We start from the raw sequence: 25,962 nt of genomic DNA, 5'->3' as shown, positions 1-25,962 counted from the left end.
ATACCAAGCGCGCACCGATCATGCGCCAGTTCGAACTGATCGAGGCGGTCAAGGCCTATGACCCGACCGCCGATGAGGCGCTGCTGAACCGCGCCTATGTCTATGCGATGAAGATGCACGGCTCGCAGTTGCGGGCCTCGGGCGATCCCTATTTCGCCCACCCGATCCAGGTCGCGGGCATTCTGACGGATTACCGCCTGGACACGGCGACCATCGTCACCGCCCTGCTGCACGACGTGGTCGAGGACACCTCCGCCACCCGCGACGACATCGCCGAGATGTTCGGCGAGGAGATCGCCGTCCTGGTCGAGGGCGTCACCAAGCTGTCGCGGCTGGAGCTGCAGGCCGAGCATACGCGTCAGGCCGAGAACCTGCGCAAATTCATCCTGGCCATCAGCCGGGACGTGCGGGTGCTGCTGGTCAAGCTGGCCGACCGGCTGCACAACATGCGCACCCTCCACTTCGTGAAGCCGGAGAAGCGCGAGCGCATCAGCCGCGAAACGCTGGAAGTCTATGCGCCGCTGGGTCGGTCGATCGGCATCCACTCCATCGCCGCCGAGTTGGAGGAACTGGCGTTCGAGCATCTGAACGCCACGGCGCGCGTCGCCATCCAGCGTCGTCTGGAGGCCCTGAAGCTCGAGAACGGCAGCGCCATCGAGGCCGTTTCGCCCGAGATCGAGCGCGTTCTGTCCGAGGCCGGCGTCCAGGCGCGGGTCAAGGGGCGGGAGAAGACGCCCTATTCCATCTGGCGCAAGCTGCAGCGCAAGACTGTGGGCTTCTCGTCCCTGTCGGACATCTACGGCTTCCGCGTCATCGTCGAGAGCGAGGACGACTGCTATCGCGCCCTGGGCGTCATTCACCGCGCGTGGCCGATGGTGCCGGAGCGGTTCAAGGACTTCATCTCGACGCCGAAGTCGAACAACTACCGGTCCCTGCACACCACGGTGGTCGGGCCGGGCGGCCTGCGTATCGAGATGCAGATCCGCACCGAGGCCATGGACCGCGTGGCCGAGGACGGGGTGGCGGCGCACTGGCGCTACAAGAACCAGTCCTATGGTTTCGACCGCGAGGCGATGGAGGCCGACGGCGGCCGCGACCCCCTTCTGAACCTGCGTCATCTGGTTCAGGTGATCGAGCACGGAGAGGGCGGCGAGGACTGGGTCGAGCACGCCAAGCTCGAAATGTATCTGGATCAGGTCTTCGTCTTCACGCCCAAGGGGACGCTGATCACCCTGCCGCGCGGGGGGATGCCGCTGGACTTCGCCTACGCCGTCCACACCGAGGTCGGCGACACGGCCGTGGGGGTCAAGATCAACGGCGAGCTGAAGCCCATGCGCACGGCGCTTCAGAACGGCGACGTGGTCGAGATCATCCGCGGGACCAAGCGCGAGGCGCCCACCGACTGGCGCAGCCTGACCGTCACGGGCCGGGCGCGCTCGGCCATCCGTCGATTCATCCGCTCGTCGGAGCGTGAAGAGTTCGTACGTCTGGGCAAGACGACGCTGGAGCAGACGCTGGAACGGGCGGGCAAGTCGTTGGCCGACGTCAAGCTGACGGAGGTGCTGAAGACCTTCGCCATGCCGTCTGAAGAAGACATGTTCGACGCTATCGGTCGCGGCCGCCTGACCGCGACGCGCGTGGCCGAGACCCTGTTCCCGGCGCTGAAGGGGCAACTGAAGGCCGGGCCGGAGCGCAAGCGCATCGGCGAGGAATCGCCGCGTCTGTTCGTGCGCGGCGGCGGTCTGACGCCCGGCGTCAGCATCCATTTCGGCCAGTGTTGTTCGCCCGTGCCGGGCGACCGCATCGTCGGCATTCTTGAGCCGGACAAGGGGCTGACGGTCCACACCATCGACTGCCAGACCCTGGCCGATTTCGCCGACGACGATTCCGTCTGGCAGGATCTGCAGTGGACGCCGCAGGCCGAGCGCAGCGCCGTCGGCTCGGTCAAGCTGCACGCCACCCTGACCAATGCGCGCGGCGTGCTGGGGCAGGTGGCCTCCATTATCGGCGAGGCGGGCGGCAACATCCTGAACCTGTCGATGGCCCACCGTCAGCACGACTTCTATGACGTCAACATCGACGTGGAGGTCGAGGACGCACGCCACGCCACCATGATCATTGCGGCGCTGAGGGCCAATCCCTACGTCGATACGGTCGATCGCGCGCGCGGCTGAGCCGACGCTGACGCCATCAGTTTTCTCAAAGGTCGTAATGTCTCCCGAACAACAAAAGCTCGCCAATGAGGCCCAGATGGCCTCGCCCTCCTATCGTCTGGCCGCCTTGGATCAGGATTTCCTGCTGGGCGAGTCGATGCGCGGCGTGCGCTTCCTGATGGAGTATGAAAAGGCCGAGCAGGCGTTGAAGGCGTGGGGCGTGCGCTCAACCATCGTCGTCTTCGGCAGCGCCCGCGTGGGCGTGAATGGGGACGGCCGCCACGCCTATTGGTATGAGCAGGCGCGCGAGTTCGGCCGTATCGCCTCCGAACGCGGCGGCGCCTTCCGCGGCGAGCCCGGCGAGGTGCGCGACAACGTCATCGCCACGGGCGGCGGTCCGGGCATCATGCAGGCCGCCAACCAGGGCGCGCACGAGGCCGGGGCGCCGTCCATCGGCTTCAACGTCACCCTGCCGCACGAGCAGTTCCCGAACCCGTGGTCGACGCCGGAACTGACCTTCCAGTTCCACTACTTCGCCATGCGCAAGATGCACCTCGCCATGCGGGCCAATGCGCTGGTGGTCTTCCCCGGCGGTTTCGGCACCCTGGACGAACTGTTCGAGATCCTGACCCTGCGCCAGACCGACAAGGCGCCGCCCATCCCCATCGTCCTGTTCGACGAGGCCTACTGGCGCTCGGTCATCAACTTCGACGCCCTGATCGAGCACGGCATGGTGAAGGCGTCGGACATGAACCTGTTCGCCTTCGCCGATGACGCCGAGACGGTGTGGACGCGGTTGCTGGAAGGCGGGTTGAAGCCCAACTGCGACATCAAATAGGGCGCGGGTTGAGGGCTGCCGTCACAGGGTCTAAGGACGGCTTTCATGAACACTGAAGACGTCCTCAACGAATTCCGCGACGCCGGCGCCCTGCGCGAAGGCCATTTCGTCCTCTCGTCCGGCCTGCACAGCCCGGTCTTCCTGCAGAAGAACCTGGTCTTCATGGACGGCGCCCGCTGCGAGCGTCTGTGCAAGGCGCTGGCGGAAAAGATCGTCGCCACGGTCGGCCCGGTCGATGCGGCGATCTCGCCCGCCGTGGGCGGCATCATCCCCGGCTATGAGACGGCCAAGCACCTGAACGTCCGCTCCATGTACGTCGAGCGCGAGGGCGGCGAGTTCAAGCTGCGTCGCGGCTTCTCGGTCGAGCCGGGCGAGAAGATCGTCATGGTCGAGGACATCGTCACCACGGGCCTGTCGTCGCGCGAATGCATCGCTGCGATCCAGAAGGCGGGCGGCGAAGTCGTCGCCGCCGCCTGCATCGTCGACCGTTCGGGCGGCAAGGTTGATGTGGGCGTGCCCCTGATCGCCCTGGCCTCGATGGAGGTGCCCGCCTATCCGGCTGACGCCCTGCCGCCGGAACTGGCCGCCCTGCCGGTCGAGGATCCGGGCAGCCGCCGCCTGTCGAAGTAGAGAAGAGAGAACGGGATGAAGCGTCAGCGGGTTCGTCTGGGCGTCAATATCGACCACGTCGCCACGGTTCGTAACGCGCGCGGCGGCGCTCATCCCGATCCGGCCCGCGCGGCCGAGGCGGCGCTGGCGGCCGGCGCCGACGGCATCACCGCTCACCTGCGCGAGGACCGCCGTCACATCACCGACGCCGACATCGACGTGCTGACGGCCCTGTGCCGCCGCGCGGACAAGCCGCTGAACTTCGAGATGGCGGTGACGGAGGAGATGCTGGCCATCGCCCTGCGCCACCGGCCTCACGCCGCCTGTCTGGTGCCGGAGCGCCGCGAAGAGGTGACGACCGAGGGCGGTCTGGCCGTCGCCGGTCATGAGGCCCGCATCGCCCCGGTGGTGAAGGCCCTGTCCGACGCCGGAATCCGCGTCAGCCTGTTCATCGAACCGTCCGAGAATCAGGTCGAGGCCGCCGCCGCCGTCGGCGCCCAGGTGGTCGAGTTCCACACCGGCCGTTACTGCCACCTGACCGACCCGGCCGAGCGCGCGGTCGAGTTCGACCGTCTGGCCGCCGCTGCCGCCCAGGCCGACATTCTGGGGCTGGAGGTCCATGCGGGGCACGGCCTCGACTTCGCGACGGCGGGCGAGGTTCTGGCCGTCCGCGAGATCGTCGAACTGAATATCGGCCACTTCCTGATCGGCGAGGCGGTCTTCGTCGGCCTCGACGCCGCCATCCGTCGGATGCGCGCGGCCATGGACGAGGCCGTGTCATGATCATCGGCGTCGGCGCCGACCTGTCGGACATCCGGCGCATCCAGGCGTCGCTGGACCGCTTCGGCGACCGTTTCAAGCAGCGCGTCTTCACCGAACTGGAGCGCACCCGTTCGGACCGCAAGGCCGATCCGGCCTGGAGCTACGCCAAGCGCTTCGCCGCCAAGGAGGCCTGCGCCAAGGCTCTGGGCACGGGGATGCGGTCCCACGTCTACTGGCGCGACATGGGGGTGGTGAACCTGCCGTCCGGCCAGCCGACCCTGGCCCTGACCGGCCACGCGGCCGAGCATCTGGCCCGCCTGACCCCGCCCGGGCATGAGGCGCGCATCCATCTGACCCTGAGCGACGAACATCCCTATGCGCTCGCCTTCGTGGTGATCGAGGCCCTGCCCAAGGTCTGACGCTGCCGCGAAGGTTGCGGTTCCTTCATCATCCAGAGTCTTGCTCGCAGCGGTTTCAGCGACTACGCCTCGACCTTCAAACCCCGCGTTCGGCGGGGGATTCGAGCAGACGATGAGCGACGACCCCAAGGCGAACGGCGGAGCGGCCAATCCAGCCCTCGATCCGGCTGACCAACGGCCGATCTGGAGCGACGACGGCGACGCGCCCTTCGACATGGGGGACGACCCCGAGGCGCTCGACAGCGAGACCCCGATCTATGCGCCCCGGCGCTCCAGGAAGGCCAAGCGAGTGAAGAAAGAAAAGTCCGCGAGCAACGAAACGGTCGAGATCATCAAGACCGTCGTTTTCGCCCTGCTGATCGCGCTGGTGCTGCGTGTGCTGCTGTTCCAGCCCTTCACCATCCCGTCGGCCTCGATGGAGCCGAACCTGTACGAAGGCGACTACATCGTCGTGTCGAAGTGGTCGTACGGCTATTCCAAACACTCGATCCCGTTCAGCCCGCCGGTGTTCAACGGCCGCATCCTGGGCAAGGCGCCCGCGCGCGGCGACATCGCCGTGTTCAAGCTGCCGCGCGACAACAAGACCGACTACATCAAGCGCGTGATCGGCCTGCCGGGCGACAAGGTGCAGATGATCGCCAACAAGCTCTACATCAACGGCGCGCCGGTGCAGGATGTTGTGGTCAGCCGCGCCCAGATGGCCGACATGTTCGGCCCGCGCTCGGTGACGCAGGTGCGCGAGACCCTGCCGGGCGGCAAGAGCTTCATGACGCAGGACTTCGGCCCCGGCGGCGATCTGGACGACACGCCGCTGTATGAGGTTCCGGCCGGCCACTACTTCATGATGGGCGACAACCGCGACAACTCGATCGACAGCCGTGTCGAGATGTCGGCGGGCGTGGGCATGGTTCCGGCCGAGAACCTGGTCGGCAAGGCCGAGATCATCATGTTCTCGTGGACGCCGGGCGCCTCGCTGTTCAATCCGGTCAGCTGGTTCGCCAACGTGCGCTTCAGCCGGTTCTTCAAGATCCTCGACTGATGGCCGGCGGACGCACGAACGTGCGCGCCGAGGCCGTGGCGGCCCTGCGTCGTCGTCTGGGACATGATTTCGCCGAGCCGGAGCTGCTGGAACGCGCCCTGACCCATTCCAGCGTGGGCGAAGGCGCAGGCCCGCAAGTTCCCGCCGACAACGAGCGGCTGGAGTTCCTGGGCGACCGGGTGCTGGGTCTGCTGGTCGCCGACCGCCTGGTGCGCGACTTTCCTGCGGCGGACGAGGGGCGGCTTTCGGCCCGTCTGCACGCCCTGGTGGACAAGACCGCCTGCGCCCGCGTGGGCGAGCGGCTAGGCGTCGGCGACGCCCTGCGCCTGTCTCCGGGCGAGACCAAGACCGGCGGCCGCAGAAAGGCCGGAGTCATCGCCGATGCTGTTGAGGCGATCCTGGCGGCCGTTTATCGCGACGGCGGCCTGATCGCGGCTCAGGCCGTGTTCGAGCGCGCCTGGGCCGAGGAACTGGCGGCGCCTCCCGCGCCGGCCATCACCAATCCCAAGTCCGCCCTGCAGGAATGGGCGCAGGGCCAGGGCCGCCCGCTGCCGACCTATGAGGTGGTCCAGCGCACCGGCTCGGACCACGCGCCGACCTTTACGGTAGAGACGACGGTGACCGGATATGAACCCGCCCGAGCCCAAGGGCGTTCGCGACAGGAGGCGGAAAAGGCCGCCGCCGTCGCTCTTTTGAAACGTGAAGGCGTGATTTGACCGAAACTCCCGAAACCACCGAGATCAGCAACCAGCACGCGGGCTTCGCCGCCATCATCGGCGCGCCCAATGCGGGCAAGTCGACGCTGGTGAACCGGTTGACGGGCTCCAAGGTCTCCATCGTCACCCAGAAGGTGCAGACGACGCGCTTTCCCGTGCGCGGGATCGCCATCGAGGGCGACGCCCAGATCGTGCTGGTGGACACGCCCGGCGTCTTCACCCCGCGCCGCCGTCTGGACCGCGCCATGGTCGCCTCGGCCTGGGCCGGGGCTCAGGACGCCGACGTGGTCGTCCATCTGGTCGACGCCCAGTCGCACATCGACGCGGAAGGCCGCGAAGGCACGCCCGCCGACCGCCGCTCGGCCGAGGACACCGAGACCATCATCGCCAATCTGAAGGCGACCGACACCAAGGTCATCCTGGCGTTGAACAAGATCGACGGGATGCGCCGCGACACCCTGCTGGCCCTGTCGCAGCGCCTGTTCGAGACGGGCGTCTATTCCGAGGTCTTCATGATCTCGGCGCTCAGCGGCGACGGCGTGGACGATCTGAAGGCCCGTCTGGCCAAGGCCATGCCCAAGGGGCCGTGGCTCTATCCCGAAGACCAGTCGGCGGACGTGCCGCTGCGCGTTCTGGCCGCCGAGATCACGCGAGAGAAGGTGTATCTGCGCGTCCACGAGGAACTGCCCTATTCGGCGGCGGTCGAGACGACCAGCTTCGAGGATCGCGCCGACGGCTCGGCGCGCATCGAACAGACCATCTATGTCGAGCGTGAAAGCCAGCGCCCGATCGTGCTGGGCAAGGGCGGCCAGACCCTGAAATGGATCGGCCAGAAGGCGCGCGAGGAGCTGATCGAGATACTGGATCGCCCCGTTCACCTGTTTTTGACCGTCAAAGTCGATCCGAAGTGGCAAGACTCAAAGGCATTGTACGCCCAGTTCGGCCTGGAGTTTGACGTCTAGTACCGTGTTCATCGTTCCCAAGACTGCGGGCGGCAGGCCCTGGTTCCTCGGCTCTCTCGTCGCCGCCGGCCTGATTTCGGCGGGGGCGGGGGCCTGGTTCCTGAACGCCGTCGCGCCGGAGACCCAGGCGGCTGTCGTCTATCAGTCGGACCTGCCCAAGCGACCGCCCGTCCAGGTGGTTGAGGCTCTGCCGCAGTTGAAGGAACGGTTGGATCATCTGGCCGCGACCAAGCAGTTCACCGGCGCGGTCCTGGTGTCGAAGGGCGGTCAGGTCCTGTTCCGTCAGGTCTATGGCAAGGCGAACTATGAGCAGGACACGCCCTTCGCCCTGGACACCCGTTTCCGCCTGGCGTCGGTGTCCAAGCAGTTCACCGCCGTCGCTGTCCTGAAGCTTCAGGACGAGGGCAAGCTGTCGGTCGACGATCCCGTCTGCAAATGGATCGAGCCGTGCCCGGACGCCTGGCGGCCGCTGCGCATCCATCATCTGCTGTCGCACACTTCGGGTATTCCGGACCTGATGGCCCAGGCCGAGTGGGGCCGTATTCGGGTCACCCATCGTACGCCGCAGGAGCTGACCGAGACCTCCGCCCGCTATGGCCTGCAGTTCGAACCGGGAACAAAGGTTCGCTACAACAACGCCGCCTTCAATCTGGCGGCCGAGATCGTGTCGAGGGCCAGCGGCCAGCCGTTCGAGACCTATCTGGAGCAGGCCATCCTCAAGCCCCAGGGCCTGAAGGACACCGGCTCCGACGTGAACGACGACGCCCAGGGCCTGGCCATGGGCTACGGCCTGTTCCCGGCGGGTCTGACGCCGCAGCCCATCGCCAACGTCAGCGTGGTGGCCGGCGCCGGCGCCTTGTATTCGACGCTGGACGACATGCTGGCCTGGAACCGCGCCCTGCATCAGGGTCATATCCTGAGCGACAAGGCCTATGCCGATCTGATCGCCGACCATGCGCCGGACGATATGCCGGAGCGGCGCGGCCCGCACCGGGCCTATGGCTACGGCCTGTATGTCAGCGCCTTGGGCGAGCGGACCTCTTCGCCGTTCAGCGACCGCCAGATTTACCACACCGGCAGCTGGGCGGGCTTCCGTAACCTGGTGTCCTATCAGCCGGATCAGGAGGTGACGGTGGTGGTGCTGTCCAACAACTACCACCTGCGCGATCTGGTGCTGCTGATCAATCAGCAGGCCATGGCCGAGGCTCTTGGCCGCCCATTCCCTGCCGCGCTCAGCCGCTGAGGCCTAGGCGCAGGAAGCTCATCAGGCGAGGGTCGTCGCAGTGGGTCACATTGACCCGCATGAAGCGGCTGGCCGTCTGTGAGGGGCTGAATACGTCGCCGGGCGCCAGGACGATGTCCTCTTTCAGCGCGGCGCGCGCCAATTCGGCGGAATCGATCTCGCCGGGCAGTCGACACCAAAGATTGAAGCCGCCGCGCGGCTCGATCCAGGGTTCGACGCCGAGGGATCTCAGGCGGGCGATCACCTCGCGGCGCTTTCGCGCCAGGCGTCGATGAACCTCGTCCAGATGCTTGCGATAGCCGCCCCCGGCCAAGACGTGGGCGATGGCCTCGGCCGCCACCGGACTGGCGCCGACAAAGCCCGTCGCCACCTGAAGATCGGCCAGGTCCGAAATCCGGTCGACGCGCGCTGCGATGTAGCCGCAGCGCAGGGAGGCCGACAGAGTCTTGGAGAAGCTGCCGATGCGGATGACCCGGTTCAGCCCGTCCAGCGCCGCCAGTCGGGTGGTGGGCTCGGGCTCCAGATCAGCGAAAAGATCGTCCTCGATGATGGTGAGGTCATGCGCCGCAGCCAGATTCAGCAGGCGGTGCGCCGTCTGGGGCGCGATGCCGGCGCCGGTCGGGTTCTGAAGCCCGGCGTTGGTCAGATAGAGCCGGGGCGAGGCCTGCTTCAGTACGGCCTCGAACCGTTCGACGTCAGGGCCTGTGGGCGTGTAGGGGACGCCGACGACCTGGACCTGATGCGCGCGCAGCAGGGCGCGGAAGTTGAAGTAGCAGGGATCGTCCACCACCACCGTATCGCCGGGCCGCAGCAGATAACGGCACGTCAGATCGACGGCATGGGTGCCGGAGCCGGTCAGCAGCACCTGATCCTGGCCGAGTTGCAGCCCCTCGGTCGCCAGACGACCCAGAAGGATGCGGCGCAGCGCCCTCGAGCCGAGCACGCCGCCATAGTCGGTCAGGAGGGCGTCGTCCGCCCGCGCTACGGCGCGCAGGGCCTTGCGCAGCGCCTCGGTCGGCATCCAGTCGGCAGGCAGCCAGCCGCAGCCGGGCTTGAGGGCCTCCGGCGGCGCCTCCAGCGACTGGCGCGACACCCAGAAGGGATCGACGGCGCGGTCGTGCAGGCCGGGATCGACCGCAAAACTGAGCGGAGGCAGGGCGGCGCCCGAAACGTAGAAGCCTGATCCCGGCCGGGCGCGGATCAGCCCCTCGGCCGCCAGCCGGTCATAGGCCTCGACGACGGTTGAAGGCGAAACCGCCATGGTCTCGGCGAAACGCCGGATCGACGGCAGGCGGTCGCCGGGGGCCAGGCTGCGCCCGGCGATACGGGTGCGAATGGCCTCCATGACCTCGGTGGTGCGTGTGCTGCGGGACAACCGTGCCGGCTCCATAACCCATACAGTTCGGCAGAAGCGTATCGATCTGTGGCTGCCTTCGCCAGCGCCGGGAGTCCAATCAGGCGGCGAAGAGGAAGACGGAATGGACACGGCGAAACAGAAACACATCGACGGCCTGATCTGCGGGCTTCTGGGGGTGGTGATCTTCAGCGGCTCGCTGCCCGCGACGCGGGTGGCGGTGGCGGACCTGTCGCCGCTGTTCCTGACGGGCGCGCGGGCGGTCATCGCGGCGGCGCTGGCGGGACTGGTGCTGTTGGCCACGCGGCAGGCGCGGCTGAACCGGCGCGATCTGATGTCGCTGGCGGTGATCGCGGTCGGGGTGGTGGTCGGTTTCCCCCTGCTGTCGGCCCTGGCGCTGCAGCATATGACCTCGGCCCGGTCGATCGTCTTCATCGGCCTGCTGCCGCTGTCCACAGCCATCTTCGGCGTAATGAGAGGCGGGGAGAGCCCGCGCCCGCTGTTCTGGCTGTTCTCCGGTCTGGGCAGCGCCACGGTGATCGGTTTCGCCTTCAGCAGCCACGGCGACGGATCATGGACCAGCGACCTGCTGATGCTGGCCTCCATCGTCATCTGCGGTCTGGGCTATGCCGAGGGCGGCATACTGGCGCGGCGTCTGGGCGGTTGGCAGGTCATCTGCTGGGCGCTGGTGCTGTCGGCGCCGATCATGCTGGTGGTGGCGGCGCTGGACCTGCCCGCCGACTGGAGCGCCGTCGGCGTCCCGGCGTGGACCGGACTGGCCTATGTCTCGGTCTTCTCGATGCTGATCGGCTTCATCTTCTGGTATCGCGGGCTGGCGATGGGCGGCATCGCCAGCGTGGGTCAGCTTCAACTGCTCCAGCCCTTCTTCGCCCTGGCGCTGGCGGGGCTGGTGCTGCACGAGGCCGTGCCGTGGACCATGGTCGCGGCGGCGGCCCTGACAGTGGCCAGCGTCGCCGTGGCTCGCCGCTATGCCTGAGCTGTCCGGCTCAGACCTTCATCGACCCCGTTTCGATATAGCGCTGGTGCCACGACAGCGCCTCGGTCAGCAGGTGCGGCGACTGCAGGCCGTATGAGCCTTCCAGCGCGCGATCGTAATAGTCCTTCAGCGCGTCGCGATAGTCGGGGTGGGCGCAGTTGGCGATGATGACCCGCGCGCGCTGCTTGGGCGACAGGCCGCGCAGGTCGGCCAGCCCCTGTTCCGTGACGATGACCTGCACGTCCTGGGTGATGTGGTCGACGTGGCTGGCCATGGGCACGATGGCCGAAATCTTGCCGCCCTTGGCCGTCGACGGCGTGACGAAGCAGGAGATGTAGGCGTTGCGCGCAAAGTCGCCCGAGCCGCCGATGCCGTTCTGGATGCGCGAGCCCATGACGTGGGTCGAGTTGACGTTGCCGTAGATGTCGGCCTCGATCAGGCCGTTCATGGCGATGCAGCCCAGACGGCGGATGATCTCCGGGTGGTTCGAGATTTCCTGCGGGCGCAGGATGATCTTGCCGCGGAACTGCTCCATCCGGCTGTTCAGATCGGCGGCGGCCTCGGGGCTGAGCGAGAAGGCGGTGGCCGAGGCGACGGTCAGCTTGCCCGAGTCCAGCAGGTCCAGCATCCCGTCCTGAAGCACTTCCGTATAGGCGGTCAGGTTCTCGAACGGACTGTCGGCCAGCCCCGCCAGCACGGCGTTGGCGACGTTGCCCACGCCCGATTGCAGCGGCAGCAGATGGGCGGGCAGTCGGCCCAGCTTCACCTCATGCTGCAGGAACTCGATCAGATGCCCGGCGATAGCCGTGGCGCTGGCGTCCGGCGCGGCGAAGGGCAGGTTGCGGTCGGGGCTGTCGGTCTCGACGATGGCGGCGATCTTCGACGGATCAATGCGGAACACCGTCTCGCCGATCAGATCGGTCGGCCTGGTCAGCGGGATCGGCACGCGCGCGGGCGGCAGGGCCGTGCCGTAATAGATGTCGTGCATCCCCTCCAGCGCCGCATTCTGCCAGCTGTTGACCTCAAGGATGATCTGGTCGGCGCGGTCCAGCCAGGTCTTGTTGTTGCCGATGGAGGACGAGGGGATCAGCGCCCCGTCCTCACGGATGCCCGACACCTCGACCACCGCCGTCTCCAGCGGACCGAGGAAGCCCTGCCAGGCCACCGGCGCCACCTGCGACAGGTGCATGTCCAGGTATTCCATCTCGCCCTTGTTGATCTTCTCACGCGCGACGGGATCGGAGTTGTAGGGCAGGCGGAACTCGATGCCGTCCGCCTTGGCTAGGGCGCCGTCCAACTCAGGCCCGGTCGAGGCGCCGGTCCAGACCTTCAGCCGGAACGGGTTGCCGGCTGCGTGCTCGGCCTCGATCCGCTCGGCCAGGGCCATGGGCACGACCTTGGGATAGCCCGAGCCGGTGAAGCCGCTCATGCCCACGGTCGAGTTGGCCGGGATCAGGGCGGCGGCGTCCTGGGCGGACATGATCTTCGACTTGAGGGCGGCGTTACGGACGCGGGACATCGCAAACCTGACGACTGGAGCCGGGGAGGGCTCAAGGAACGACGCGGACATAGGCGCCGCATCACCCTGATTCCAATACGGCTTTGGTCGTAACACGCCGTGATCACAAAGGCGTTAGCCGTAGGATTGTCTGGCGGACAGCGCCATGATCGCCGGATCCTCGCCTTGCGGTTCACTGAGAGCGCGAGGCTTGATGACTCACCGAGCACGAAAAAACGCCGGAGCTTTCGCCCCGGCGTTTCTGCATTTCGCGTTGTGCGACGGCTTAGCCGCGCTGGGCCAGCGGCACGTAGTCGCGCTCGGTCGGGCCCGTGTACAGCTGGCGCGGACGGCCGATCTTCTGCGACGGATCGGCCATCATTTCCTGCCACTGGGCGATCCAGCCCACGGTGCGGGCCAGGGCGAACAGCACGGTGAACATGGTGGTCGGGAAGCCCATGGCCGACAGGGTGATGCCCGAATAGAAGTCGACGTTCGGGAACAGCTTGCGCGAGGTGAAATATTCGTCCTGCAGGGCGACGGCTTCCAGTTCCTTGGCGACCTGGAACAGCGGGTCGTTCTCGCGGCCCGTGGCGGCCAGCACTTCATAGGCCGACTGCTGCATGACCTTGGCCCGCGGGTCGTAGTTCTTGTACACGCGGTGGCCGAAGCCCATCAGCTTGTACTTGCGCGCCTTCACACCCTCGATGAACTCGGGGATGCGGTCCGGGGTGCCGATTTCCTTCAGCATGTTCAGCGCCTCTTCGTTGGCGCCGCCGTGCGACGGGCCCCACAGACAGGCGATGCCGGCGGCGATACAGGCGAACGGATTGGCGCCCGACGAACCGGCCAGGCGGACGGTCGAGGTCGAGGCGTTCTGTTCGTGATCGGCGTGCAGGATGAAGATGCGGTCCATGGCGCGCACCAGGGCCGGGTCGACCTGATAGTCCTCGGCCGGGACGGCGAAGCACATGCGAAGGAAGTTCTCGGCGTACGATAGGTCGTTGCGCGGCGAGATGAAGGGCTGGCCGATGTGGTACTTGTAGGCGCGGGCCGCGATCGTCGGCATCTTGGCGATCAGACGGATGGCCGAGATGTTGCGCTGGACCGGGTCATGGATGTCCAGGCTGTCGTGATAGAAGGCCGACAGGGCGCCGACGGTGCCGACCATGATCGCCATCGGATGAGCGTCGCGACGGAAGCCCTCGAAGAAGCGGTCGAACTGGGCGTGCAGCATGGTGTGGCGCGTGACGCACTGCTCGAACTCTTCGAATTCGGCGGCGTTCGGCAGTTCGCCGTGCAGCAGCAGGTGGCAGACTTCCAGGAAGTTGGACTTGGAGGCCAGTTGGTCGATGGGGTAGCCGCGGTGCAGCAGCACGCCTTCATCGCCGTCGATGTAGGTCAGACCCGATTCGCAGGCCGCCGTGGAGGTGAAGCCGGGATCGAAGGTGAAGGCGCCGGTTCCGCCGTACAGCTTGCGAATGTCGATGACGTCCGGGCCGGTCGAGCCGGAAAGGACGGGGAGCTCAACAGTCTTGTCCTGGTAGGACAGGGTCGCCGAGCCGGCGGGTTTCGCTTGTTCAGTCATCTAGGCCCCTTGTTCTTCCTTGGACCGGCGCGCGGGGAGGCGGGCGGCCTGAGTTGGTTATGGGTGATCACTTAGTCTGTTGCAGCGCATCATCCAAGCGCCCGAGGCTTTCGTCGCGTCCGAGCGCGCAAAGCGTGCGGGCGATATCGGGCGACGCCGAGCCCGCCGTCAAGGCAGCGCGCATGGAAGGACCTATTTTTCCGAAGCCTACGCCTTCCTCCTCGGCGAAAGCCTTAAGTTCTGCCTCCAAGGCGAAGACGTCCCAGCTCTGGAAAAGTCCCAGTCGTTCACGCAGTCGTGAGATCTCGCAGCCCGGTTTCGCCCTGCAGCAAAGCCGCCGATTTCTCGTTCAACGGGAGTGGACGCGCCTGCAACACGAATGCCGTTTGGTCGGCGAGTTCCGGTATGGTTTTGGCGCGATCCTTGATGAAGGGCATGGCCCGCAGCAGCCGTTCCTCGTCATCCGGCTGCAGCGCGCGGCCGCGCGCCAGATGGGCGTCCAGCGTCAGCTTGGCCAGACGGTCGTCGTCGGCCAGGCGCAGCCAGTGGGCGTTGACGTGGGCCAGTTTGTCGAAGTCCAGGCGGGCGGGCGCCTTGTTGACGCCGGTCAGGTCGAACCAGGCCAGGGCCTGCTCGTCGCTGAACAGCTCGTCGTCGCCGTGGGCCCAGCCCAGTCGGGCCAGATAGTTGCGCATGGCCTCGGGCAGATAGCCCATGTCGGCGTACTCATGCACCGCCTGGGCGCCGTGGCGCTTGGACAGCTTGGCGCCGTCCGGGCCGTGGATCAGGGGGATGTGGGCGAAGGTGGGCCGCGTCCAGCCCAGGGCGTCGTAGATCAGGCTCTGGCGGGCGGCGTTGTTCAGATGGTCGTCGCCGCGGATGACGTGGGTCACGCCCATGTCGTGGTCGTCCACCACCACGGCCAGGTTGTAGGTCGGCGCCCCATCCGAGCGGAGGATGACCAGATCGTCCAGCGATGCGGACTCCCAGCGCACGGTTCCCTGCACTGCGTCCTCGACCACGACAGCCTGATCCAGCGGGCGGCGGAAGCGCACCGTGTGCGGCTTGGCCAGATCGTCGACGCCGGGCTCGCGGTCGCGCCAGGGCGAGACGAAGTCGCGGCCCTCGGCCTTGGCCTGGTCTCGCAGGGCCGTGGTCTCGTCGGCGGTCAGGAAGTCACGATAGGCGTGGCCGCTCGCCAGCAGTTCATTGATCACCTCGCGGTGACGGTCGGCGCGCGCGAACTGGAAGACCGGCTCTTCGTCGCCGAACAGCTCCAGCCAGGACAGGCCGTCGAAGATCGCCTTCACCGCCTCGTCCGTCGAACGCTCGCGATCGGTGTCCTCGATGCGGATCAGGAATTTGCCGCCGCGTCCCTTGGCGTACAGCCAATTGAATAACGCGGTTCGCGCTCCGCCGATATGCAGGTAGCCTGTGGGCGAGGGGGCGAAGCGGGTGACGACGGTCGAGGAAGGGGAGGTCATAGAGGCAGGGTCCATAGGGCAGGGTCTTATACGCCCGCCCGTGGGGAAGCGAACCCTTATGGCCCGGTTAATTGACAGCCTGGGCGACGGTGCGCGGTCCCAGGCGGATCGTTGGCCGCTGTGGTCATCGGTCTGTTTCGGAGCGGGATGCGGCTGCTACTTCATCCTGAAAGAGGAACCAGCGGCGTGGCCGCTGGCTGCGGCGGGCCTGGTGCTGTTGGGCCTCTGGCTTGTCGGTCGGGCGCGGGGGCTGCCGCGTGCTGCGACACTAAGCCTGCTGATGCTGGCCTGTTTCAGCGGCGGCCTGGCGGTGGCTAAGCTAAGGGCCGAGGCGGTGGCGGCGCCCATTGCACCAGCGGACATGGCGCCGACCCAGATCGAAGGGTGGGTGATGGACGTGGATTCGCCAGGCCAGAACGGGGCTCGCATCGTCGTGGCGCCGGTGCGGGTGCGCGGTCTGACGCCCGAGGCGACGCCCGAGCGGTTGCGCGTGACGGTGAAGGGCGCGCCGCCGCCGCCCGGCGCGGCCATCCGCGTCTTCGGCATCCTGAACCCGCCGCCGCCCCCCGCCAGCCCCGGCGCCTATGACTTCGGCCGCAACGCCTATTTCCAGGGCATGGGCGGGACGCTGTTCGCCCTGGGACCGACGCGCGCCGCCGATCTGGCGCCGCCGTCCTGGCGGGTGCGGATGGAGATGAGGATCAACGCCGTTAGATATGCCCTGGCCGAGCGCATCGTGGCGCGTCTGGGCGAGCGGACGGGCGGGGTGGCGGCGGCGATGACCACGGGGCATGAGACCTGGATCCAGAGCCCGGACCTGGACGCCATGCGGGATCTCGGGGCTGGCGCACATCCTGTCGATCTCGGGCCTGCACATGGCGGTCGTCGGGGGCTTCGTCTTCTTCACGGTGCGCCTGCTGGTCGCAGCCTGGCCGTGGCTGGCGCTGCGCGTGTCGGGCAAGAAGGTCGCGGCGATCGCCGGTCTGGTTGCGGTCGGGACCTATCTGATCATCTCCGGCGCGCCGCCGCCGGCCGAGCGGGCGGCGGTCACGGCCTCCATCGCCTTCCTGGCCGTGGTGGCGGACCGGCAGGCCGTGACGATGCGGGCGCTGGCGGCGGCGGCCTTCGTGGTCCTGCTCCTGCGGCCGGAAGCCGTGGTGACGCCGGGGTTCCAGATGTCGTTCGCGGCGACGGCGGCTCTGGTCGCCCTGGTCGAGGTCTGGCCGCGTCGCATCCGCGAGTTCGCCGCGCCCTGGCCTATCGTCATGGTGCAGAGGTTCGGCAGCTGGCTGCTGGCCGCCTGCGCCGCCAGTCTGGTGGCGGGCATGGCGACCGGGCCGTTCGCCATGCAGCATTTCAACCGTACGGCCGTCTATGGGCTGATCGCCAACCTGGCGACGGCGCCGCTGGCGGACTTCATCATGATGCCCGCCCTGGCGCTGGGGGCGGCGCTGGAGCCTTTGGGACTTGGCGCGCCCTTCCTGTGGCTGGCGGGGAAGTCTGTGGACGCCATGCTGGCCATCGGTCACTGGGCGGCGGGCCTGCCCGGCGCGGTTCAGGCGATCCCCAGCGCTCCGGCGGCGGCCCTGCCGGTCGCCTTCCTGGGCATACTGTTCATGTGCCTGTGGCGCGGACGATGGCGATGGGTGGGCCTGCCCTTCGCGGCGGCGGTGCTGATCTGGCCGCGCCCGGCGCCGCCGGACGTGTGGATCGGCGACGGCGGAGCGAACGCGGCGTATCGGCAGGGGGAGCAGGCGGCCGTGATGCGGCCTGCCGTGCGTCAGTTCGCCAGCGACCTGTGGTCGCGACGGCGGGGGCTGGAAGCGTTCGGGCGGCCGGGCGAAGGCTGGACCTGCAAGCGCTCCTTCTGCGCGCCGGAAGACCGGGAGGACGCGCTGGCCCTGTGGTGGGGCAAGGCGGCGCCGGACGCGGAGCAGATGGATCAGATGTGCCGCAGCGCCGAGGTGGTCAGCGTGCGGGCCGTGGTCGCGGCCCTGCCGCCGTCATGCGAGGGGCGGCTGGTGCTGGACGGCGCCGATCATGCGCGCGGCGGCTCGGTGGAGCTGTGGCGGGATGAGGCGGGCGGCTGGCGCGCCCTCTGGGCGGCGGAGGTGCGGGGACGGCGGCCGTGGAGCGGGGGCGGGACGGATTAGGCGTTGACCCTCAACCCCGCTCATCCCGGCAGACGCCGGGATGAGCGGAAGTGGGGCTCAGTGATACCGGCGCAGCAGACCGACCAGCTTGCCCTGGACCTCGACCTGGTCGGGGCCGAAGATGCGGGTCTCATAGGCGCTGTTGGCGGGTTCCAGGGCGATAGACTGGCCCTTCTTGCGCAGGCGCTTCAGCGTGGCTTCCTCGCCCTCGACCAGGGCCACGACGATTTCGCCCGAGGAGGCGTTCTCGACCCGCTTGATGATGACCGTGTCGCCGTCGAGGATGCCGGCCTCGATCATGGAGTCGCCTTCGATCTCGAGCAGGTAATGCTCGCCGGCGCCCAGCATGGATTCAGGGACGGGCAGGCGCTCGCGCTCATGCTGGATGGCGGCGATGGGGGTGCCGGCGGCGATCTTGCCCAGCAGGGGCAGGTCGCGCACGTCGTTGGCGGCCTCGGCGACGGCCGGGCGAGGGTTCAGGCCGCCGCCCTGGATCACGTCGGGCTTGAAGGGCGCGCGGCCCTTGGCCGGGGCGGCGGTCGTCGCCTGTTCCGGCAGCTTCACCACCTCCAGCGCGCGGGCGCGGTGGGCCAGACGACGGATGAAGCCGCGTTCCTCCAGCGCCGTGATCAGGCGGTGGATGCCGGACTTGGACGCCAGGTCCAGCGCCTCCTTCATCTCGTCGAAGGACGGCGAAACGCCCGTCTCCCGGATGCGCTCATGAATGAACATCAGGAGTTCGTGCTGTTTCTTTGTGAGCATGGCGGCGAATCCAGAACAAGGCGTGAACCGTTCGTGATGTTCTGTAAGTGTTCTGGTTAAAAGTCAACTAACGCCACGCTGGCGCCCGCGCCCGTCGCCGGACGGACGCGGGGACAGGCTCTTACTGCGCCGTCGTGGTCGGGGCGCCGTCCTTGTACCGCTCGAACCACTCGATGATGGCGTTCATGCGGGCCGCATTCTGGGACGGGCGGACGGCCAGGCTGTGGCCGACGCCGGGGATCTTCACCAGGGCCGTGGGCACGCCGCGCAGCTGCAGGGCGGTGTAGTACTGCTCCGACTCGCTGACCGGGGTGCGATAGTCCTCGTCGCCGACGACGACCATGGTCGGGGTCTTGACGTTGCCGACCAGCGACAGCGGCGACCGGCGCCAGTAGGCCTCCGGGTTCTCCCACGGAAATTCGCCGAACCAGTAGCGGGCGAAGAAGGCGGGGTTGTCGCCCGTCAGCACGAAGCTGGCCCAGTCGATGACGGGCTTCTGGACCACGGCGGCCTTGAAGCGGTCGGTCTTGCCGACGATCCAGCTGGTCAGCACTCCGCCGCCCGAGCCGCCGGTGACGAACAGGCAGTTCGGATCGGCGACGCCCTGGGCGATGACGGCGTCGACGCTGCTGATCAGGTCGTCATAGTCGTTCGACGGATAGTTGTGGTGGATCAGATTGGCGAACTCATCCCCATAGGACGTCGAGCCGCGCGGATTGACCGACAGAACGGCATAGCCCGCTGCGGCGAACAGCTGGTTGTCGGTGGCGAAGTGCGGGCCATAGGCGGCGAACGGGCCGCCGTGGATTTCCAGCACCAGGGGATAGCGCTGGCCCTCGACATAGTCGGCCGGCAGCGTCAGCCAGCTTTCGACCGCGCGCTGATCGTGGGAGGAGGCGACCTGGACGCGACGCACCTCGCCCAGGCGGCGAGCGCCCAGGAAATCGGCGTTCAGACGGGTCAGCTGGGTGCTGCGGCCGCCCTTCAGGACGTGGACGTCGGCCGGGCGGCTGGAATCGCCGCGCGTATAGGCGATGGCGCCGTCGTCGGCCACGGTGAAGCCGCCGCCGGTGTAGGGACGGCCGAAGTCGTCGCCGGTCAGATCTTCGATCAGGGTGGTGATCGCGCCGTCCAGCGACACGCGGGCGACCTTGGTGCGGCCCTGGTCGTCATAGGCGACATAGACCGAGCGGCCGTCGCGGCTCCACACCGGCGACTGGACCGAACGGTCGAGATCCCCGGTCAGGACGCGGCGGTTAGAGCCGTCGGCGTCCATCACGTGGAGGCGGGTGTTGTGATAGCCCATCCGCTTGTCGTCATAGCCGAGGTAGGCGATGCGACGACCGTCGGGCGATGCGACGGGCGAATTGTCCGGCCCCGCGCGGTCGGTAAGGGCCGTCAGACCTCCCGTCTGCACGTCCAGGGCGTAGACTTCACTGTCGGCGGACTCGCGCTGCCAGTCGGGACGGCGGTTGGCGCTGAGGTAGATGGTGCGGGAATCGGCCGACCAGGACAGGCCGCCGCCGTGATTGAAGTCGCCGTGGGTCAGCTGGCGCCCGCCGCCGCCCTGGGAGCCGACGACGAAGACGTGGCGGAAGCCGGGCTTCAGATAGCCCTGACCGTCGGCGCGATAGGTGACGGTGTCGATGATCTCCAGCGGCGGAGCCCACTGGGCGCCTTCCGGCTTGACCAGCGGCGAGCCGATCTTGGGCTTTTCGCCGGGAACCAGGACGGAATAGGCCAGATGCTCGCCGTTGGGCGACCAGCTGACGCTGGACGGGGTGTTCGGCAGGTTGGTGACGCGGACCGATTCTCCCGACGCCATCCAGCGCACGAACAACTGCGGCGCGCCGCCCTCGGCGCTGGAGATGTAGGACAGGCGCGTGCCGTCCGGCGACCAGCGCGGCTGACGGTGCGAGCCGGCCGAGGCGATCAGCGGCGCGTGGCGGCCGGTCTTCACGTCGATCAGCCAGATGGTCGGGCGCATCCGGTCGGTCATGATGTCGGCCGTCTGGCGAACATAGGCGATCTGCGCGCCGTCCGGACTGATCTGGGCGTCGGAGGCGACCTCCATGCCGAACAGGTCCTGGGCGGAGAAGAGACCGCGGTCGACGGCGGGCAGGGCGGGCGCGGCGATTGACGGCTCGGCGGTCTGGGCCATCGCCGGCGCATGGGCGCTCAGGATCAGGGCGCAGGCCGCCCAGGCGAACTTGTTCATATGAAACCCCCTCTGGTTCGGGGGGATCATAGAAAGGCGAGAGGGCTCGGCAAGATAGGGAAAGGGCCGCCGGAACGAATCCGGCGGCCCTTTTGTGTTCGTGTTCCGAAGAAAAATCAGAACTTGAAGCTGGCCCGCAGCAGCAGGGTGTAGCGGACGTAGTCTTCCAGCAGTTCGGCGTCGCCGGTGATCGACAGCAGCCCCAGGTCGTTGCCGACGTTCAGGCGGAAGCCCAGGATCGGACCGCCGCCCTCGATGCTGGCGGGGTCCAGGGTGAAGGCGTCGCCGCCCGAAGCCAGGCGGGCGATGGTGGTGCCGGCGTCGACCGAGAAGTTCTGACGCCAGCCCAGGCGAACCTCGGGGCGAATCCAGCCGTCTTTGCCGAAGCCGTAGCCGATGTTCACGGCCGCCACGCCCGAGAAGATGTGACCGTCGCGCTCATCGATATCGAGGTCGAAGCCGTCGCCGCCGCCCTGTTCGGTGCGGGCGTCCTCGCTCAGCGAGAAATATTCGACATAGGCCTCGGGGCGGATGTTCAGGCGCCCGAAGTGGCGCTCGTACGAAGCGCCGCCGGCGGCGGCCAGGGTGAAGCCGTGCCAGCTGGATTCGTTCTTCAGGTTGACGCCCTCGGCGACTAGCTTGCGCGTGGCGTTGAAGGAGGCGTAGCCGCCTGCGGCGCGCGCCCAGGTCGTCCAGTATTGGCCTTGGGCCCGCCAGTAGAGGCCTAGCTCCAGCAGGCTGGCCGACAGCACTTCCTCAGCCGCCGATTCCGGGTCTTCCAGATCCGACGAGGTGAAGGCCGCCGTCAGGCCGAAGGCCCCCATGTTGGTGCCGCGTTCGACGCCGCCGGCCAGGCCGAAGCCCTCGGAACGGAAGCCGTAGGTGTCGGTCTTGTCCTTGTCGGCGTAGAAGTTGATCTCCTGCACCCAGGCGCTGGTCTCGCCCGGCGCCGCGGCGGCGTTGCGGCCGGTCAGGGCGCGGGTCACGGCGTCGACGCCGCTGGCCAGCGACAGCAGCGGGCCGCCCGAGTGGTCGGGCAACAACTGCTGATAGATATGGAAGAAACCGTCGCGGTCCGTCTGGTTCAGCATGGCCGCGCGGATCAGCTCATTGTCGGCCAGGCCGGCGTAGAGCACGTCATAGGCGGCGGCCTCGGCCTTGATCATGCCGGCCTCTTCCGCCGTGCGGCGACGGGCGTCGACCGTCAGCTTGCCGGCAGCTTCGTCGACGTTGGCGTTGACCACGAAGGCGTAGGGCGAGTTGGACTGCAGCACGTCCTGGTCGATGGCGCCGACGTTCAGGTCGCCCGCCTCGATGATGGTGAAGGACGTCGGGTCCTGGATCAGGGAGTTGAAGCGGACGCCCAGGCCCGCCCCGTCGGCCAGGTCGGCGCTGCCGCTGACCTTGAAGCCGCCGTTGGCGTCGTTGGCCGGGTCCAGGGTCACGATCAGGTTGCCGTCGGCGCTGACGTTCAGGTCGCTGACCTGAAGCTGGCCCGTATGGCGCGCATCCAGCGTGCCCTTGGAGATGTCGATGTCCAGCTGGCCGTCGCCATTGGACAGCTTGCCGGTCACCACGGCGCCGCCGCTGATGGCCAGGCGGTCGGCGCCGGTTCCGAAGGAGATGTCTCCGTTCACCGTGCCGTTGCGGATGTCCAGCACATCGGCGCCCGAGCCCAGACGGATGTCGCCGCGGATCGCGGGTTCATTGGCGTCAGGCACCCCGTCGCCGTCGGCGTCCGGCAGCTTGTGATCGGGAACGACCACGCCGTCCTGGACCAGGGTGACGCCTGTGCTGTTGGCGCTGACGTCCACGGCGATGGCCGAGCCGGTCTGGGCCACATCCTTTTCGGGGCTGATGGCGGCCACGATCTTGCCGGTGTTGTTGATCGTGGTCAGCGTGCCGGATTCATCGCGCAGGGCGACGGCGTCGCCCTTGGAGCCGTTGACCCCTGCCGTCACCGAGCCGGAGTTGACGAAGGAGGCGACGTTGGCGCCCTGGTTGATCAGCACGCCGGCGGCGACGTTGGCTTCCGAGCCGGCGGAGACGCTTTGAATCGCCCCCGAGTTGACGATGCTCGGCGCAGTGGCGCCCGCGCCGATCAGGACCCCCGTGCTGTCGCCCGTGTTCGCCGAAGAGGTGATCGTGCCCTGGTTGCGCAGCCCGCCGGCCAGGGTGACCGACTGGCCCGTGCCGCCGATCTGGACAGCGGTGGCGTCGACCTCCTTGTAGACGCCGGCCGCCTCGATAGTGCCCCGGTTGATCAGGCCATAGGCGTCGTCTCCGGTTCCCACCGGGCCCAGGTTGATGGCCTTGTCGGCTGAGCCGACCAGCACCGCCGGCGCGCCGCCGAACGAACGGATGGCGGCGGTCGTCTCCTGGGCGTCGGGAATACCGTCCTTGTCGCGGTCGGTGTCTTTCTTCTCTTCCTCGGTCGCGTCGTCAGGCAGGGGCGGGGGAGGGCCGTCGAAGACCACGCCGCCGGTGACGTCGCCCGCGATGCGGACGGCCGGGCCGCCCTGCAGCAGATCGTCGTCGTCGAGATTTTCGAGATAGGTCGCGCCCTCGCGCGGCTCGCCCGTCGTCGGCTTGCTGGGCGGCGGGGTGGTGTAGCGATAGCCGGTCGTATTGACCGCGCCCTGAATCTTGACCGCGCCGTCGACCGCGCCGTCGATAGCGACCCCGGTCGCGTTCTCGCCGATGGCGCTGACGCTGCCCAGAATAGTGACGTCGCCGGTGATGTCGCCGGTCGTGTGGATGCCGTAGGTGTCGTTGCCGACGACGCTGACCTGACCCTGGCTGAAGAGGTCGCCGGTCAACGGGGCCTCGACCGTCAGGCCCGAGGAATTATTGCCCTCGACCTTGATCGAACCGGACGATTCGATGCGGATGTCGCCGACCAGCGGAGCCGAGCCCGTGACGCGGACGCCGTGACGGTTCGTCCCGTCGGCGAACGGACCGTCCAGGTCGCCGTCCTTGTCCTCGTCCTTATATTCCTCGATCGAGTCGGTGATGTTGATCGCGCCGCCGATGGTGACGTCGCCGGTGTTGCCGCCGTTGACCAGGATGCCCGTGGCGCCGTCGGCGGCCTTGAGCATGTCGATCTTGGACCCGGAATCCAGTTTCACGTCATTGCTGGAATCCAGCGTCACGGCGGCGCCTGACGTCACGGCGATCGAACCGCCGCTGGCCAGCCGCACGTCGTCCCGCGCGCCGTTGTTGGCGGTCGAGGTGCTGACAGGCGTCGTCCGCGCGTTCGAAATGACCTGTTCGGCCTGAGCGCCGGACGCGACCAGCAGGGGGGCGATCGCAACGGCGCTCGCGAGCAGAATACGCATTCGTAAGAAACCCCTCGTGGTCGCACGCGCAAGGATTGAAGGCGCCCCTCCTAACAGGGTCCACGCCCGCACGCCCCAAGTTTCTCGAATTTGAGGCGAATGCAAGGCCCGGCCTATGCAGATGAAGCTGAACGGCGGATGAAAAGCAGCGGCGTGCGACCGGATTGCGACGCCCTCTTGAGCGTAGCGGTTCCAGGCGCTAGGGGCCGAAAGTCGCGGTGAAGATCAGCCGTGTCCGTCGCATCCAAAGCCGGAGCTTTAGCGTTAGCGTGAAGAACGACAGGCACAGGATCCATCGCATGAGCGCGAACCATATCGACGTCCAGGAAAGCGAACTGAGGCTGTTTCCCGGCCTGGACGAAGAGGTGGCCGACACTTTGCGAGCCACGAAGACCGCAGCCGCTGATTCCCGGCCGCGCCTTGTCGACACCACCATGTTGTTCGCGCCGCGCTCCGGCGGGGTGAAACGCTATCTCCTGTCGAAGAAGGCGTGGCTGGAGGGGCATCGGCCCGAGGTGGCGCACAACCTGGTCGTGCCGGGGGCGGGATACAGGATGGAGCCCGACGGCGTGGTCCGTCTTCATGCGCCCAAGCTGCCGTTCGGCGACGGCTATCGCTGGCCCAGTTCGGTGCGGCGCTGGGGCGCCTGGGTGTCGTCGCTCAATCCCGCGCTGATCGAGGCGGGCGATCCCTATACGCCTGGCCAAGGCGCGCTGGAGGCCGGCCAGAGGGTCGGCTGCCCGGTCGTCGGCTTCTGCCACTCGGACCCGGCGGCCCTGGCGGCCCTGCATTTCGGGGAATGGGCCAAGAAGCCGGTCGAAAAGCGGTGGGCCAGGCTGTTCTCCCAATTCGACCGCGTGGTCTCGCCCAGCCGTTTTATCGCGCAGCGCCTGGAAGAGGCGGGCGTGGGCGGCATTGTGATTCGTCCGCTGGGCGTCGAGGTGGACACCTTCCATCCCGACCGCCGCGATCGCGACTGGCTGTTGAAGAAGCTGGGCCTGGGCGCCGACGCCCGTTTGCTGTGTTTCGCCGGGCGGCCGGCCAAGGAGAAGAACGTCGGCGTCCTGATCGACGCGGTGCAGCGTCTGGGCGCGCCTTATCATCTGGTGCTGGTCGGCGCGGGGGCGGGGATGCCGCCTGAGGACCGGGTCATCTCCCTGCCTTACGAGAAGGATCCGCGCGCGGTGGCCCGCATCATCGCCAGCTGCGACGCCTTCGTGCACGCCAACGACAAGGAGCCGTTCGGCCTGATCGTGCTGGAGGCCATGGCCTGCGGCCGGGCCGTGGTGGGCGTCAACTCGGGCGGCGTGGCCGAGACGGTGGACGAGAGCGTCGGTCAGTTGGCTGTTTCCGCCGACCCGGTCGACTACGCGGCGGCCATTGAGGCCCTGTTCGCGCGCGACGTGGAGGCCCTGGGGGCGGCGGCGCGGGTCAAGGCGGTCGAGCAGTTCGCCTGGAACCGCGTGTTCGAGGATCTGACCATGCTTTATGGCGAACTGACCGGGAAGGCCGAGTTCGTCACGCCGCGAGAGATGTTGCCGATCAACTAGGCGCCCGCCGCTGTCGCCCTCGGGCTTGTCCCGGGGCCTGCGACAGGTCATGGCCAAGCAGGCGCGCGAAAGCTGCGCCTGGGTCGATCTCGATTGTCAGAAGAAAAGGGAAGGGCGGTGCGCCACTCCCTCAGATCCCTGAGAGGAGTGGCGCGAGTGACGGGGCTCGAACCCGCGACCTCCGGCGTGACAGGCCGGCACTCTAACCAACTGAGCTACACCCGCGTTCCCATCCGAAGCGACTGTGCGCCCCGGCGAGGGGCGTCGTTTAGGCGGGGC

Annotated in this window: 18 protein-coding genes, 1 tRNA gene and 2 pseudogenes; 13 read left to right on the top strand and 8 right to left on the bottom strand. The window is 67.7% G+C overall.

Translation table 11 applies throughout. The features are described from left to right. Nucleotides 1-20 precede the first annotated feature (20 nt). From AC52GN_RS08845 to AC52GN_RS08805, 9 genes are all read left to right on the top strand, one after another. The gene (locus AC52GN_RS08845) at nt 21-2,174 is read left to right on the top strand and encodes a RelA/SpoT family protein (RefSeq protein WP_496528793.1); all 2,154 of its coding nucleotides are present in this window, start codon (nt 21-23) and stop codon (nt 2,172-2,174) included. Nucleotides 2,175-2,211: 37 nt separating this feature from the next. Continuing rightward, nucleotides 2,212-2,991, top strand: a complete 780-nt coding sequence (locus AC52GN_RS08840; RefSeq protein WP_496526803.1) for an LOG family protein — start codon at nt 2,212-2,214, stop codon at nt 2,989-2,991. Nucleotides 2,992-3,036: 45 nt separating this feature from the next. Continuing rightward, the gene (pyrE, locus tag AC52GN_RS08835; RefSeq protein WP_046654221.1) at nt 3,037-3,621 is read left to right on the top strand and encodes an orotate phosphoribosyltransferase; all 585 of its coding nucleotides are present in this window, start codon (nt 3,037-3,039) and stop codon (nt 3,619-3,621) included. Nucleotides 3,622-3,636: 15 nt separating this feature from the next. Next, nucleotides 3,637-4,383: a pyridoxine 5'-phosphate synthase gene (locus AC52GN_RS08830; protein ID WP_496526802.1), complete on the top strand. Its 747-nt coding sequence runs from the start codon at nt 3,637-3,639 to the stop codon at nt 4,381-4,383. Then, a complete protein-coding gene (gene acpS / locus AC52GN_RS08825; RefSeq protein WP_496526801.1) occupies nt 4,380-4,781 on the top strand; it encodes a holo-ACP synthase in 402 nt (133 codons plus the stop codon). Before AC52GN_RS08830 ends, acpS begins: the two co-directional genes overlap by 4 nt. 112 nt (nt 4,782-4,893) lie before the next feature. Then, nucleotides 4,894-5,820, top strand: coding sequence for a signal peptidase I (gene lepB, locus AC52GN_RS08820; RefSeq protein ID WP_291774434.1), 927 nt, complete (start codon nt 4,894-4,896; stop codon nt 5,818-5,820). After that, nucleotides 5,820-6,536, top strand: a complete 717-nt coding sequence (rnc, locus tag AC52GN_RS08815; RefSeq protein WP_496526800.1) for a ribonuclease III — start codon at nt 5,820-5,822, stop codon at nt 6,534-6,536. The genes lepB and rnc overlap by 1 nt, the downstream gene beginning before the upstream one ends. Continuing rightward, nucleotides 6,533-7,498 carry a GTPase Era gene (era, locus tag AC52GN_RS08810; protein WP_291774440.1) on the top strand — a complete coding sequence of 322 codons (966 nt, stop codon included), beginning with the start codon at nt 6,533-6,535 and terminating at the stop codon, nt 7,496-7,498. Before rnc ends, era begins: the two co-directional genes overlap by 4 nt. 4 nt (nt 7,499-7,502) lie before the next feature. Continuing rightward, nucleotides 7,503-8,741: a serine hydrolase domain-containing protein gene (locus AC52GN_RS08805; RefSeq protein ID WP_452111735.1), complete on the top strand. Its 1,239-nt coding sequence runs from the start codon at nt 7,503-7,505 to the stop codon at nt 8,739-8,741. On the opposite strand, the gene AC52GN_RS08800 is transcribed toward AC52GN_RS08805, so the two are convergent. Beyond that, entirely contained in the window at nt 8,731-10,116 is a 1,386-nt protein-coding gene (locus AC52GN_RS08800; protein ID WP_496526799.1) for an aminotransferase-like domain-containing protein, read from the bottom strand. The genes AC52GN_RS08805 and AC52GN_RS08800 overlap by 11 nt on opposite strands. A 103-nt stretch (nt 10,117-10,219) precedes the next feature. On the opposite strand from AC52GN_RS08800, the gene AC52GN_RS08795 reads away from it, so the two are divergent. Then, on the top strand, nt 10,220-11,092 hold the full coding sequence (locus AC52GN_RS08795; protein ID WP_496526798.1) for a DMT family transporter: 873 nt from the start codon (nt 10,220-10,222) through the stop codon (nt 11,090-11,092). Nucleotides 11,093-11,102: 10 nt separating this feature from the next. Here the strand turns inward: AC52GN_RS08795 and scpC are convergent, their stop codons facing one another. From scpC to gltX, 3 genes and pseudogenes are all read right to left on the bottom strand, one after another. After that, nucleotides 11,103-12,611, bottom strand: coding sequence for a succinyl-CoA:acetate CoA-transferase ScpC (gene scpC, locus AC52GN_RS08790; RefSeq protein WP_496526797.1), 1,509 nt, complete (start codon nt 12,609-12,611; stop codon nt 11,103-11,105). Between the two features lie 265 nt (nt 12,612-12,876). Continuing rightward, entirely contained in the window at nt 12,877-14,178 is a 1,302-nt protein-coding gene (gene gltA, locus AC52GN_RS08785; RefSeq protein WP_291774456.1) for a citrate synthase, read from the bottom strand. A 67-nt stretch (nt 14,179-14,245) separates the two neighbouring features. Continuing rightward, nucleotides 14,246-15,662 (bottom strand): annotated as a pseudogene (gene gltX, locus AC52GN_RS08780) (glutamate--tRNA ligase). A 58-nt stretch (nt 15,663-15,720) separates the two neighbouring features. Between gltX and AC52GN_RS08775 the strand changes: the two are divergent. Continuing rightward, nucleotides 15,721-16,248, top strand: a pseudogene (locus AC52GN_RS08775) (DUF4131 domain-containing protein); the annotation flags it as partial. 205 nt (nt 16,249-16,453) lie between these two features. Then, nucleotides 16,454-17,815, top strand: a complete 1,362-nt coding sequence (locus AC52GN_RS08770) for a ComEC/Rec2 family competence protein (protein WP_496526796.1) — start codon at nt 16,454-16,456, stop codon at nt 17,813-17,815. Nucleotides 17,816-17,872: 57 nt separating this feature from the next. Here the strand turns inward: AC52GN_RS08770 and lexA are convergent, their stop codons facing one another. From lexA to AC52GN_RS08755, 3 genes are all read right to left on the bottom strand, one after another. Continuing rightward, nucleotides 17,873-18,577 (bottom strand): transcriptional repressor LexA, encoded by a 705-nt coding sequence (gene lexA, locus AC52GN_RS08765; RefSeq protein WP_496526795.1) that lies wholly within the window; start codon nt 18,575-18,577, stop codon nt 17,873-17,875. Between the two features lie 121 nt (nt 18,578-18,698). Continuing rightward, nucleotides 18,699-20,795, bottom strand: a complete 2,097-nt coding sequence (locus AC52GN_RS08760) for a S9 family peptidase (RefSeq protein ID WP_496526794.1) — start codon at nt 20,793-20,795, stop codon at nt 18,699-18,701. A gap of 116 nt (nt 20,796-20,911) precedes the next feature. Beyond that, nucleotides 20,912-24,133 (bottom strand): autotransporter outer membrane beta-barrel domain-containing protein, encoded by a 3,222-nt coding sequence (locus AC52GN_RS08755; protein WP_496526793.1) that lies wholly within the window; start codon nt 24,131-24,133, stop codon nt 20,912-20,914. Between the two features lie 299 nt (nt 24,134-24,432). Here AC52GN_RS08755 and AC52GN_RS08750 point away from each other — a divergent pair, with 299 nt between their 5' ends. Beyond that, nucleotides 24,433-25,683 (top strand): glycosyltransferase, encoded by a 1,251-nt coding sequence (locus tag AC52GN_RS08750; RefSeq protein WP_452111744.1) that lies wholly within the window; start codon nt 24,433-24,435, stop codon nt 25,681-25,683. Nucleotides 25,684-25,831: 148 nt separating this feature from the next. On the opposite strand, the gene AC52GN_RS08745 is transcribed toward AC52GN_RS08750, so the two are convergent. Further along, a tRNA-Asp gene (locus AC52GN_RS08745) sits at nt 25,832-25,908 on the bottom strand. Nucleotides 25,909-25,962: the final 54 nt, after the last annotated feature.

The sequence above is a fragment of the Brevundimonas sp. SS2672 genome, assembly GCF_059579685.1.
Note: the sequence above shows the minus strand (reverse complement) of the source record. Positions and strands in the feature narration are given on the sequence as shown.